Source organism: Cohnella fermenti, assembly GCF_004801405.1.
Taxonomy (GTDB): Bacteria; Bacillota; Bacilli; order Paenibacillales; family Paenibacillaceae; genus Cohnella; species Cohnella fermenti.
The window spans coordinates 171,964-186,333 of record NZ_SSOB01000005.1; the positions used below are offsets into that span (position 1 = coordinate 171,964).

Here is a 14,370-nt window from a genome sequence, read left to right on the forward strand (position 1 = left end):
ATTCGATCCCGCCATCCTTGTGACGGATATCACACCTTGCGGCGGCGAAGGGAGCGCCACTCGGGAGCATCCGGCACGACATCCCCTCTCCCGCATCACATCCCCTTGTATGCCGGCATTATGCCTCTTCTCCCGCTCGTTCAGGATGGGAATGAACAGGGAACACCAGACGTCCGATCCGCCGATCCGCGCCGCCAAGCAGCATGAACAGGAACGCAGGCAAGAGAGGCTGTAAAAAAAGTTGGCGTGCGAAGGCCATCATCCGTAAGAGGAGGTTCCTGAGTCGGCGGGAGAAGAGGCATAAGCGGCCAGAAGGGGGACAGCGCCCGCGCCTGCATCGCAACGAGGATCGCGAGCGCGCGGCCGTTCAACGCAACAAGCCCCGCGGCGGGACATTGTGTCCTCAGCCGCGAGGCTTGTGCGTTGCCGTTTATTGTATTGGAGCAGTCGGGCTTGGCCCAAAAATCAGTCGAGCAGCTCGGATGCCTTCAGCAGTCGGCGGACCGCAACCGCGATCTCGGCTCTCGTCACGAGAGCCTTCGGCGCAAGCCGATCGGCCTTCTGCCCGGTAAAGAGGCCCGTCTTCACGGCGCTTGCCATGTCGCTTCTCGCCCACGCAGAGGAAGCGGACACGTCGGCGAACGCGGCGAGAATGTCGGCAGCTTCCGCTTGCCCTACCGTCGCTCCGTGCCCGGTCAGCCGCAAGGCCTTCGCCAGAATGACCATCGCTTGCTCGCGGGTTGTCTTGTCGTTCGGGCCGAAGCGGCCGTTGCCGTAGCCGCCGATGAGCCCGTAGCTGTTCGCCGTGTGCACGGCCTGATAGTACCAAGCCTTCTCGGAGACGTCGCTGAAAGCCGTGCCGCCCGCTGCCGCCGGCGCCAGGCCGAGCGCCTTCACGAGAATGGCCGCGAACTCTGCGCGCGTCATGTCGAGCGACGGCTGGAACAAGCCTTCGCCGGTGCCGGAGACGATCAGCCTGGAGGCCAGATCGTCGATCGCCTCCGCCGCCCAGTGGCCGTTCGTGTCCTTAAACGACGAATCGCGGTCGATCAGCGCATAAACGCTGTTGCTCATGCTGCTGACATGCGCGTAATACTTGCCTTCCCTCACGACGATTCGAGTCGGCGCGTGCCTCGGCGTTCCGTCCTCTTCGGCGGCGATCGCCGTGGAGACGCCCTGCTCGGTCACACCCGCCGGAAGCGGAATCTCCCGCTCGACGAACGACGCCAATCGACGGAGCTCGGCGGACTTGCCGTTCGCGGCCGCCTCGATCCGGAATTCGACCGGCTCTCCGACGAGAGTCGTCTTCTTATCGAGCTTGATCGACTCGGCCGATGCCTTCGCCACCGTCACCGAGATCGCGATCTCCTTAAGCGCCTTGCCCAGGTACAGCGCCGCGATCTCCTTCAGATCCAGCGCTTGCGGATTCAGAATGTAGCGGCCCGAATCGGTCTCGATGTCGAGCGTGACGTTGTTCCGCTGCATCGCTTGAATCAGCTCGGCGTCGAGCTCGAAGCTCAGCGAGCCGATTCCGCCCTTCACCGGAAGGGACAGCGTCAGGTTCCCCTTCTCGATGCTGGCGAGGAACGCCTCTCTCGCAGGCTTGACGGTCAGCCGGTACGTTCCCGCTTCCGCATCGACGTCGGCGACAATCAACCCTTCCGTCGACGTTCCGTTTAACAGCAACGGAAGCTTGATGCTGCTGCCGCCTCGCGAGATATCGATGGACACGCCGCCGATCGTGATGATGCCGGCCGCTCCGCTTGTCGGAGAAGCGATGTATTCGTAAACCCGAATCGCCGGCGACGACGCGACGGTCAGCTTCGGCTCGTCCTTCAATCGCTTCGCGACGACGACGTATTCTCCGTCGTTCGCCTCGATAACCCCGCTTGCGGGAAGGGTTCTCCACGCGGAGATGTCCTGGTCGAACGTCGGCAGAACGGCTTGATCCTTGTCGGAATAAATTCTGTACGCCAGCTCGCTGCCGGTCATGTTGCCATTATGGCCGACGGACGTCACCAGCACCCGGGACTCGCCCTTGCGACCGGTTCCCGCCGTCGAAGCCTTGATCGTTCCCATCGTCGTCGGGACGGACTCGCCCTCCGCTGCCGAGATCGATACGACGTCGCTGCTCGTCAGCGTCAGGCCTTCCCATGGCGTGTAGTCGACCGTAATCAGCGCGCTGCCTTCCCGGCGGCCGACGAGTTGGCCGTCCGCGGACAGAAGCGCGTTCGAATCGCCTTGTTCGACGGCGAACGTCAGCTTGGACGCGTCCGCAAGGCCGCGGCTGCCGTCCTCGTATTCGACGACCGCTTCCAGTTGCACCGGCCCTCCGCCGCTTGCGATCTCGCTAGGAGCGGACAGCTTCAGCTTCTTCGGCAGCTTAAGATCGTCGTTAAGCACTTCGGTAACGGCGCTGTTCGCATTGCCCGCTTCGTCGCGGGCTTCGATCCGCAGCCGAATCGTCTTGTTCGCGGACGACGTCGGCACGTCGATCGCGAATTCGCCCTTGTCGTCAGGCTTGTAGGTCGCCAGCGCCTCCCGGGTGTCGGCGTTCGATACCGTCAAGGTCGCGTCGGCATTGGACGTCCCCTTCAGCACGACTTGGCCGCCGACGGAGCGGAAGCCTCCGTCCGGAGCGTCCAGATAAATCATCGGCGCCGTCGTGTCGACCGTCAGGTACAGCATGGACACGGAATAGTCGCCCGTCGCCTTGTTGCGGGCCCGCAGCTCCACCGCGTATGTCCCGTCGGTCGCGAAGCGGGTCAGCTTCAGCTTGCCGGCGGTTCCCTTCGCTCCCAGTTCGACGCTGCCCAGGCTCTCGTCGTCCGCATAAGCCTCGACGATCACGTTCGGCTGGTCGGCGGACAGCGAGATCTCTTGCACCGTCTCGTTCGTCATCAGGTCATAGCGGTTGTTCTGGAGCGTCTTCCCTTCGATGGACAGAACCGGCTTGGCCGGAACGGGCAGCAGCACGGACGCGGAATAAGCCGTCTCCGCGAACCTCATGTTGTCGCTCGCCCCGTCCCCATCGGACGGAATGCGCACCGTCTGGATGCCGATGCTGTATTGCTTCCCGGTCTCCAGCCCCGTATAGCGGTCCTCGACGTTGTCCATGACAATGTTGCCCGCGCTATCGCGCAGCAGATTGCCTTCCTCGTCCAGCTTCGGCTTGCCGACGAGGCTCCAGCCGCCGAGAGTCAGGCGATACTCGCCGTCCTGCAGCGAGCTCTCCAGTTGCTCCTCGGTGTACATCACTTCGCCGAACGGCTCGTAGACGTTGCCGTCCTTGTCCAGCGCCGTGAAGACGTACCCGTACTGGGCATCCTCTTGACCGGCCTTATGCTCCACGGGGCGGAACGCCACGTCGAACATGCCGTTGCCTGCCGCCTTGAGGTCGATCGCCTCCACCTCGTCCGGCGCAAGCGGATCGACGATCCGGAACGTATCCGCCGAAGACAAGGCGGAGAAAGCCGTCTCGGTCTTCAGCTCCGTTCTCAGGTAATACTCTCCTTGCGGCAGAAGACCGCGAATGTCGACGCCGCCGAGCGTGTCCGCCGAGCTCGCGTCGATAACGATCGTGCCCGACGCGGTTCCGTCCGCCGCAATGTCGCTTGCCTGCACTTCGATGTCCCGGGCGATAAGCAAGCCGGGATCGACTTCCTCGTCGGGATTCGGAACGGCGGACAGCTTGTCCTTGGACAGGTACAGGCTGACCGCATCGCCGACCGACGCGTTCTTGACGGTCCAGCTTGCCGTGAACCGGTCCGAATTGGCGGAGTCCGTCGCAAGCGCAGTCTCCGTCAAGGCCGGCTGAACGGGAACGTTCATCAGCTTGGTGCGGATCGGCCGATCGCTCGTCAGCGTCCAGTTGCCCGTCTTCGCTTCGCTCTCCGGCACCGCAATATAAAGCCTGCGGACGTCCGTCGATGCCAACGCCTCCTGCTTCGTCACCGTCGTACCGTCGCTCTTGACGTCGCCTTCCCGAAGCGCCGGAATGATCTGCTCGAAGGCGGTCGCCCCGGAGTCGGTGATGTCTCCGACGACGATGCCGTACTCGCTTCCATCCTCGCGGGTCAGCTTCAGCTTCGGACGCTGCGTCTCGTCGTACTCGACCTCGAGCAGCGCATCTCCCGTTACCTTGTTCATCGGGATGCTGTGCACCTTGGAGCCATTGGACGTAACGATGCCGCCAATGCCAAGATTGCTCGATCCGTCGTCGATAAGAGAGATTCCCTCTCCGACGGCGGTGTACTTGATCTCCTGCGTCTCGTTCTCGTCGATCGCCTCGTTCTCCCAGGACGTCGCCAGCACCTCGACGCCTTCGCCGATCGCCATAACCGTCGGGCCCAGCTCGGGGTCGTCGACGAGCAGGTACATCAGCGCGTCCTTGCCTTCCGGCGAGCCGTCCGTTCCGAAGGCGATGCCGCCGCCCCAGTAGTACGTGACGCCGAGGGAGAAGAACAACAGGCTGATGCCCGCCCACACCTTATCGTTGTTGGCGCCGGCGCGAACGCCGAAGCCGATCCCGCCGACAACGGGAACGCTCTGGGGCACCTGCAGCTTGGCGCTGATCATGCCTTCGAAGTCGGTGCGATGCTTTTCCAGATTCTCGCCGATGAAGATGCTCGCCTTGCCGACGATAATGCCCCAGCCGGCCACGTCGACCGTGGCCCGCGCCGTGAGGAACATCGGACTTGCCCATTGGGTCTGGATAAGCGCCTCCGTCAGCATTTTGATCACGTCGTCGTCTTCCCCGAGCCCCAACGTGCCGACAACCTTAAACCCGGTCGACTTCAGCGTCAGATCGACCGTGCCGGAGAACACGGCGGGCTTCACGCCCACCTTCATGTCGACGCCGGCCTCCAGCGTCAGCGGGATGTTCCGCTCGCCTCCGGCGATCGTGTTCGCCAGCTCGCGGACGGCTCCGCGAATGCTCGTAATGTAGGTAGCCACGGCCACCGTGATGCCCGGATCGGGCAGATCGGTTCCGAAGGCGATGACGTCGGGCAGTATTCGCCCGTCCGCTACCTGCTTAAACGCGAGCTCCGCCGTGATGCTCATCACCTTCTCCAGCTTGGCCTCGAATTTGATGCCGTAGCTGTTCTGAACATCGTACTTGTTCGGGTCCTTGTAATGCGTAATGTCGATCTCGCCGCCGACCTTGTCGTCGCTGGTCGGCTTGAACAAGCCGATCGTCTTGTCCAACTGGAACTTCAGCGACGTGTCGATGCCGACGAAGCCTTCCTGGTTGAAGATGACGTTCTTCACTTCGCCGTCGACGATAGCCAGCTTAATCGAGCCGCCGAAGGACACTCCGTCCTCTCTCAGAATGAAGTCTCTCAACTGTAGAGAGAAGCCGCTGATCGAGAAGCTAGGCGTCGCGAACAGCGATTGCCGGTTGAAGTAGACGTGGGACACCAGCAGGTTCTGGAACGGATTGATCGCATCGGCGATCAGACCGTTCGCCCATTGGAGGTTGCCGTTCAGCGAATCGTCGCCGGGGTTGCGCGCGGATTCCCACTCCTCCTGCTCCGGCTCCACGGAGTAGCCCGTGCCGAGGCTCTTGTCGAAGCCATTGTAGAAGTCGACCGTCCATTCCCCTTTGTGGAAAATAAACCCGCTGTTCGCGATGCTTAACGTGCCGTCGCCGACCGCGAACAGGGAGTGGAGGAACGGAGTATCCGTATTGCCGCCCACGCGCGAGGCGAGCGGGAACTCGCCGACCGGGAAGCTCAGATCCTTGCCCTTGTAGGCAACGCTCTTGTTGATAATGGCAGGCTCCGCGTCGGTGCTGACCGTGTATTGAGCGTTCGCGCCCTCGCCCGACTGCACGATGCTGCCGCGAACCTCCAGCACGATCTCCTGATGGTCGTCTTCCTCGGCCAGCTTGTCCTTGAACGCAGCCAAGGCATCTTCGGAATCGAACGCGTTCACCGTGTAAACGGGCACGGCCGAGAGGTCGATCGCGTCTTTAAGGCTCAGGTCAGGATTCACCTTCTTCGCTGCGGTTGCGATCGCTCCGCTCGCGGCTTCGAGCACGGCCTTGTCGGACGAACGCTTGGCGATGAACTCGGAATCGCTTAAGGAACCGTACTCCTTCGGCAGCGCTTCGGCGAACCTCTCGCGATCCTGCGCCCCGCTCGCGGTCAGATCGAGCAGCCGCTTGGAGACGGCCAGAATGCTCGCCTTGCGAAGGCGGGTCTCCTCGTTCACGGTCACCTGGAACGTCGTCTCCGTCTCGAAGCTCAGCGCTTCCGCAATGTCGGCATCCGACTTGTCCTTGAAGTCGACGACAACGGAGTATTCGCCGAGCGGCAAGCTCTGGGCATCGATCGTCTCGATCGTCTTGCCCTCCGAGTCCACCAGCTCGCCGCCGCGGAAAACAATTCTCATGTCGCCGGCGAATCCGTTGCCGAGCGGCTGCGTCGTGACCGAGCTGCTCACGGGCACCTTGTAGCGATCCCCGCTCTTCGCATTCTTCAAGTAGAGTTCGAAGTTGGAGGACGAATTCAGCTCGACGCTTCCCGGGTCGTACGCCGCAATATTGGACACGTTGAGAGAGATGTGCTTATCGTCCTTGTAGTACAGCTCTCCCGGAGTCATCGCGTATACGATCGTCGGGCTCAGCTCGCCGACCGGTGGCAGGAACACGAAGTTCGCCTTGGAGGATTCATAGACGGCGCGAATCTCTGCCTCTTCCTCCGGAGCGGCTTCCGCGAGCTTGGTCTCAAGCTTCTGCTCCGTCTCGGGACTGCTCACCGATACCAAGTATTGACGGGTCGTCGGCCACGGCCGGCCGGACGCCTTCACCCTCCACTTCGCCGAGATGATCTCGCCAGGCTTGTAAGGGATAACCTCGATCCCTTGGGAGGCTTCCTCCGGCGGAATGTCCTTCTTGAACTCCAACGTCTGGGCGGAGCCTCCCAGCTCCCGGCCCGACTCGTCCACGAATGTCAGCCCGTTCTCAAGCTGCAGCGTGACCGTAATCTTGCTGTGCTCCATGTCGTACATGGCCAGGTTCTCGATCTCCGCGTTGATCTCGAAGATGCCGTCGTTCTCGTAACCGGTCTCCTCTTCGTTCGCGGCGAGCTTCTGAACCGTGTCGAGGAAGCGCACGTCGAACACCTTGTCCGGAGCGACGATCTCCCCGAGCCCGTAGACGACCTCGTACGTCTTGCTCGCTCCCGCCGCGATCGGATCGGGCTGCCAGTAGTAGGCGACAGCCGTGTCGGCCGTGCCGTATTCGTTCGTGTTCAGGGTAAAATCCAGGTTCTCGTTCGGCTCGTAATCCCACTTGGAATTGGCCAGGCCGTTCCAATGGCCGACAATCATCTCGTCGACGATGTTGATGCCGCCCTCGAACAGGTTGTTGAAGCCGTAGGCGATCACGTTCGTCGCCAGCGGATTGCTCAGGTCGAGCCGGTCCCGCATGACCCAATACGCGGGCAGCTTGTGAAGGTTGTAGGCTTGCTCGTCGACATTGATATCGTAGCCCAGATCCTCCGGCTCGTGGACAAGCTTGCGCTCCACGGAGAGAGGCTGCAAGTAGTTCTGCCCGATCTGGAAGGCGGGCCCGTCGTTGCCGCCGATCGACGTGTCGAGCAGCACACGGGTGCCGACCTCGACCGTCGAATCGGTCGTGTTGTCCACCTGATAGGAGATTCGTACGTTGCCCGCGTTCTCCAGATCGTCCGTCAGGATCAGCGTGATGATCTGACTGATTCGGATTCCCTTGATCGTCCATACGGTGATCAGGCTCTCGGTGCCGTCGTCATTCTTGACGATAACCGGCTCGGTCACCTCCGAGAACCAGTCGACTGCCAGCTTGTACGGGTTGCCGAAGATAAACTCGGTGCCGTCGATCTTGAACGTCGTGAACGATGTCTCGGGATTGTCGCCCTCGAAGATCAGATCGACGTTGCCGTCCTTCTTGCGGATCGGTTGGCCGTCCACCGTGCGGACGCTGTAACGGCCGCTCGCATTGTCGACCGTAACCTTGACGTAGCCGTTCTCGATCGAGGTCGTCTCGGCCGAGGCGACGACGCCGGCAATCGAATGCAGGGGCACGCTCGTCAGGATCAGGACGGCTGCCAAGAGCATCGCAATCGCTCGTAATGCAGTTCTATTCATGGATTTGCTCCTTTTGCCTTCCGTTTAGTAGACCTTGCTGACGAGCAGAGTCGCATATATCCGTTCCCTCTCCTGGTTGCGGACGATAATCGTGTACCATCCCGCCTTCGGGAAGGTCACGGTGAAGTTGCCTTCGACAAGCTGCTTATACGTCAGCTTGGTCGCGATATACTTCATCTGTCCTTCGCGCACGAGACCGGAATAGTACAGCAGGTCGAACGTTCCCGCTTCGTTGATCGCCTTGCCGGTTCCGCCGTTCGTCTTGATGACGTTATAATTCAGGACGTTAAAGGTTACGGTCGCACTGCTTACGATCGCCGTCTCCGATTCCACCTCGGACAGCGGTTGCCCGTTCGCCGTGACGAACATGCCGTCCGTCGACCTTGCGTAGACGATCTGGGTCGCCGTGCTCTCGTTGCCAACCTGATCCCGCGCGATGTACTTCACGAGATGCTTGCCTGCCTTCGACAGGTCGAGCGGCCGGTCCTCGTATTGGCCGCCGACCAGCACCTGCTCGACGATCCGGACGGCGATGTCCTCGGTAGCGGATACGTTGTCCGTCACGGCATAGCCGCCCAGATCGGTCGCGAAGTCGAAGTCGGCCTTGTTCAGCGCGACAGAGACCGACGATTGGTTCAGCTTCAGTGTCGGCGCCTCGTTATCGAGCCCTTCGATGACGAACGATTGGCTTAACCGGTTGCCCAACCGGTCCGTCAGCACCAAGGTCGCCTTCTGGTTGTCCGCATAATCCCGCCTGAACGAGGAGACCGGCTCGCTGCCGATGGTGATGGTGTTCTCCGGTATCGAAGACGCCTCCAGCTCGAACGAGACACGAATCTTGCCCTTGGAATACGTCTTGCCGTCGATGGTGGCCAGATTCTCGGCCGACACCTCGTTGCCGTTGCCGTCGACTCGGGTCAGAGTCGTCTTCTTCAGCTTCGGCAGACTCGTCACCAGCGCCTGGAGCACCGGCGTCTTCACGACCGTCGTGTTGCCCGCCCTATCCATAATGGTGAACGAGGCTTGCTTGCCGCCGGTCATGACAATCGTCGAATCCAGCCCGCCCGCGCTGTTCGCGGACACTTGATAATCCAGCTCTCCGCCTTCCTTCGGCTTGATCTCCGCAACGATCCGGCTGGTCGCCAGCACGTTGTCCGTCGTTGGAAGGACCCCATAATTGACGCTATTGCCCTGCGAGTCGTAGCCGTTCCCGAGGCTGTCCACGACGATCATCCCGAATTCGGATGAGATCAGCGCCTTCAGCTCGTTGTCATTGTAGTGAAGCGCGATGTCCGCCTCCGGAGGCATCGTATCGATGTTGCTCACAACCGCCGTCGCCGTGCCCGTGAACCCGACCGCGTCCTCGTATTCGAACGTGAATTCCCCGTTCTCCTTGAACGTCTTGGACGACGTATCGAGATTGGTGATGCGAATCGGCTCGCTCGACTTCAGGCTTGCAACGACCGAACCGTTGGTTGGGGCGATCGTGGAATACTTCACCTGGACGACCGGCTCCGTATCGTCGAAGTTCGAGACGACGATGAACACCACGGCCTCCTTGCTCCCGTCCTTGACAGCGAACGAGTAGCTTCCGTTCTGATAGATCCGGTACCGCTCTCCCGCCGCGATCGTCTCCGGCATCTCCGGATTCGCTTCGGTCGGTTCAATCGTCTTGCCCGCCGTCTGGTCGAAGACAATGTCGAGGCCGTCGTTCTGCCCTCCGGCCGACCGCTTCTCGCCGCCCCGCACCGGCTCGATCTTCTCCAGCGAAGCGAGCGCATACGCCGGTGTTTCTTGCAAATTCAAGCTCGGCGAATAAATCTCGCTGATGTTCGTTCCGTAATACCCCTTGAACTTGACCTTGATCCGATCCGCCAGAACGTCGGCATCGTCCGTGTCGACCGGCACGCCCACATAGTTCGTATAGGGGCGCCAGGTGCTCCAGTTCGTCCCTCCGTTCGAGGAGACGGAATAGAAGTAGCCGACCTGGGACGGCACGTCGACCTCCAGCTTCAGGATCGCTTCGTATTCGCCGCCGCCTTCATCCTCCACCTTGATTAATCCGGCGCTGCCGACCGGAGGCTCGTCGCTCAGCAGGAATGTCGCGAACACGCTGCTCGTCTTGTAGATCGCGCCGTTGCCCAGGCTGTCCTTGGCGTATACGTACAGGCGATAATTGCCGTTATCCGCCTTGTCGTCCACAGAGAGCGCAATCTCGCCGCTCGAAGGCGCCTGCTTCCAGCCTGAGGAGTCCTTGTCCGGCGCCGTCTCTTCAACGCCTTCCGTCACCTTGACCCATTGGTAGAGCACATTCTTCGCGGCGACGCCTGCGAAGTCGACAAGCGAGTCCTCGACGGCAATCATCGTCGACTGCTCCGGCATCGGGTACAGATAACCCTGGCTGCTGAACGTTACCGTCGGAGGCAAATGGTCGAACTTGTACTCCTTGAAGTAATAGTAATAACGGTTCATGTCCTGCTGCTTCACCTTGATGTGCACGTAAACCGTGCCGTTCCAGGTCTGATCGGGCGATATCTCGTACTTGGCTCCCGCCTCTCCGCTCAGCGTCGCTTCCGCGGCAGGCTTCTCGAACGTCTTCCAGCCGGTCGCCGCATCCGGGCGCTCGGAGGAAGCCGAGTATTGGTATTCGATCGTGTCGATCGGCACGCCCGCAATCGTGAAGTCCGGTCCGTCATTGATCGCATACGTGCCCGGATACGTCTCGAATTGCGTGAAGATGACGAGCACGTCCACCTCGAGCAGCTTCGCAACCGTCTCGTTGCCGGCTTCGTCGATCGCCTTGCCGTAGAGCTCGTACATGCCGCCCTTGTCGATGGCCGGGTCGTTCAGCGTCGACACCGTGGCCTTGCCCTGCTCGTTAAGCGCGGCATCCTGCCACGCGCCCGAATCGGGCTGCTCTCCCGGCTTGACGAACTGATACTGAACCTTCCCGTCCTTGATCGAAGAGGTCGGGTCGGAAGCCGTGATCGTGGCCCGTACATTGTCTGTCTTGTTGTCGGCGATATCGCCTCCCGAGACGGAAGGCTTGTCGTTGTCGAGCTTCAGCTCGCCTACGCTATACGCCCAGTTGGAGTCGTCCTCCATGAAGTCGGACAGCGGCCACTGCTCCAGGTTGTCGTATTCGGCCAGCCCTGGCAGAATGTTCTGCCGGAAGTTCGTCTCGATCTCCATCGGCGTCGCGTCCGGATTCTGAGCGAGGTATTCCGCCCGCTGGGCGCTGCCCTTCTCGTACTGCTTCAATTGGCGCGCCGAATCCCAAGTCATGTCGGCCGCCCAAGTGTGCAAGTACCACGAGCCGCTGCCGCCTTCCGCTTCCGGCGGAAGCGGGATGGTTGCGCCATTCTCCGCAACGCCCAGAACGACATCCTCATAGCCGGACGGATACAAGTCCTCGGAAGGCTGCTTCAGTGCCAACGAGTAGCGCTTGATCGCCGCGAAGCGATCGTCCTCCTTGCCCGCGAACGGATCGTCCGGGCTGCGGCTGATCCAGTAATACACCAAGCCCGAGCCGGAGCCGGGACGGAACAAGCCCTTGCTCGCCTGGCCGTTCAGATCGGGATCGCTCGCCTGAAGGACGAAGGAACCGCCGCTCACATATTGTCCGGCCGGCACCTCGACCCCCTTCTCGTTCTTGAAGCCGAAGCCGATGTCGGGGGCGGTGTTGTCGATCGACAGGTCGGCCCAGGCGATCGACTTGACCGTCTCGGTCAAGTAATTGTGAGCGTAGTCCCAGAGCGCCTTGCCGTCTCCCGGAGCGTCCGGGTGCTCCAGTGCCGTCGTGTTCAGCGTTGCCGTCTCCACGTCCTTGCCGTCCGGCACCGTGGCGACGAACGTCCAGGTCGCGGTGTTCGAGCCGCTCTCGTACTCGGCCGTCATGCCGTTCGCGAATGCAAGCCTCGTGTTCTCCGTCGACGAGTTGGCGGCCAGCACCTTCTCGTTCAGGTTGACGTCGAAGCGAATCTGCTTGCCTCTGTTCAGCACGAGCCCGGTCAGAATGTCCGGCTGCACGCCGTTCTTCACCGCCGAATATTGCGGCGGCCGCGCATCGATGATCGTGCGATAGGTTCCCGCGGGGTTCGCATTGTCCGCGAACGGAACGACGCCGATTCCGGTCAACGTTGCAAGCGGATTGCCCGCCCCGTCGACGAAGCCCGCGTCATTGATGCGCTGAAGCAAGGTCGGGCGATCCTCGTCGGATGCCTTCGTCAGGCGCGTCGGGTCGAGCGGCGCGTTGCCGGAGCTGTCGTTCGCCGCCGCCGTGTACTTCAGGTTAAACGACGTTCTTGAGTTGTCCAATAGAGTCAGAGCACCGGAAGCGAAGCTCGAGTAGCCGGCGTCCACGCTTGATAGATAGTAAATCGAGGGATCGAAGCCGTCTCCTCCCGGATTGTTGAACAGCTCCGTGCGCAGGAAGTTGTACTTGCCGTCGATCCGGTCCGAAGCGTCTTCCGCCGTGGAGGGGAACACCGGCTCGCTGAAGTTGAGCGCCAGGTTGGCCGACGTGCCCGCTTTGAGGAACAGCTCGTTCTTCATAACTGCGGGGTCGTCGTTGTAGCGGACCGTACCGTCCGTCGTGAACGTGTTGCCTGCGTAGGTCGGCACGTCGATGTCCGCGAAGTAGAGTTGCAGGTCGTTGAATTCGCCGGAGAGGATAAGAGAGTTGAGATTAATCTCGATTGTATCGTTCTGTCCGAATGGAATCCAACCCGATGTAACGCTTTTTCCATTTTCGGCAATTCCGCCGTATTTTTCGCTGCCGTTTACGAACACTTTGACTTCCGTCCACGCGTCTCCAATAAATTTGCCGGAATTGAACAGCAACCGTGCGGTACCGCCTTGAGCTAACCGTTTTAAGGTCGGATTTTGACTGACGTTGATTTTAGCACTGAATTCGTTATTCTTGAATAATTCGAAGACGACTCCCGTAGAGGAATACGATCTGGTTGTCGTGACAGACGTTCCTTCAGCCTTGCCCTTGAACATCGGGAAGCTGTTCGCGCTGAAGTCGCTGAAGCTCGTATTCCAGCTCGTCATGTCGCTCCGGTTGACAATCTTGCCGCCGCCCGGCACCACAACATCCACGTAATCGGTTGCCGCCGATACGCCGGAAACAGACGGCCATCCGGACAGCATTAATGCGCAAGCCAATAGTGCAGCGATGACTTTCCTGATTCTCCTCGTCATTTGCCAGCCTCCATGCTCAGTACTTGTCTGATTTGCGACGCCGAAGCGCACAGGTGAATGTTGTCCATCGTCCGGAAGGAGCCGGAGATGATTCCGGCCACCCGGCCGTACCGGTCGAACAGCGGCCCGCCCGACATGCCGCTCGCGATCTGCGCGGACGTCAGCAGCCGCGCGACGCCGTTGACCTTGGCCGCGGGAGCGTTGACGATCCCTTCGGTGACGATCTTCGTCTCCTTAAGCGGGTAACCCATCGCGTAAGTCCGCTGCCCGTAGCCCGCATCGTCCGCCGCCAATTCAAGCGCCTTCCGCCCCGCCGCCGACACGTTCAGCACCGCGACATCGAGCTCCTCGTCCGACCTCGCGACGGACAGCCCGCGAATTGTCGTTCCGTCGTCGAACACCGCCTCGAACGCCGCGCCGTCCTTGACGACATGGGCTGCCGTCAAAGCCTGTCCGCCGCCGATCAAGAAGCCGCTGCCAACCGTCTTGAGCGTCCCGTCCTGCTTGTACGTCTTCAGATAGAACACCGACGCCGCCCGCGATTCATAGAGCTGGGCCGCCGTCATCTCCGTCTCTGCGGAGGCGTCCATCGCTTCCCAACGCCCCCCAAGCAGCACTCCCGCCGCCAGCAGCACCGCCATGATCGCCATCGTCCATTTTGCCAGCCTGATTCTCCTCGTCATACGGTTCATACGGTTCCTTTCCCTCCGGTGAGCGCGGCCATTCCCGCCGACTGTCCGGATATCTTCTGCTTGGGAGAAGTATACAAATGGAAATCTTAAAGAAACCTTAAAAAAACCGTCCGCACGCACGCGGTCCAAGGCGAACCATGTCGAGTCGAGCCGGTTTTATGCGGTTTTTCACATTCGCTGGTTGGGATTGGAGGGAATTGCGACGTTTTATGCGGTTTTTAGCATACATCCCGCATTTCCTGCCGGATTTTTCTCCACGAATGCGGTTTTTCGCATATAATCGTCCAAACTGCCCGTTATCGGGTGCTGCGAATGTGATTTTTCACATAAATCGGTCAGT

General features: G+C 60.8%; 3 protein-coding genes. All 3 read right to left on the reverse strand.

The genetic code is table 11. The features are described from left to right. Positions 1 to 465: 465 nt before the first annotated feature. The 3 genes from E6C55_RS05530 to E6C55_RS05540 are packed head-to-tail and all read right to left on the reverse strand — an operon-like array spanning position 466 to position 14,030. Positions 466 to 8,133, reverse strand: coding sequence for an S-layer homology domain-containing protein (locus tag E6C55_RS05530; protein WP_136368792.1), 7,668 nt, complete (start codon positions 8,131 to 8,133; stop codon positions 466 to 468). A 24-nt stretch (positions 8,134 to 8,157) separates the two neighbouring features. Further along, positions 8,158 to 13,338, reverse strand: coding sequence for a hypothetical protein (locus E6C55_RS05535; RefSeq protein WP_136368793.1), 5,181 nt, complete (start codon positions 13,336 to 13,338; stop codon positions 8,158 to 8,160). Further along, on the reverse strand, positions 13,335 to 14,030 hold the full coding sequence (locus tag E6C55_RS05540; protein WP_136368794.1) for a S1 family peptidase: 696 nt from the start codon (positions 14,028 to 14,030) through the stop codon (positions 13,335 to 13,337). Before E6C55_RS05540 ends, E6C55_RS05535 begins: the two co-directional genes overlap by 4 nt. Positions 14,031 to 14,370: the final 340 nt, after the last annotated feature.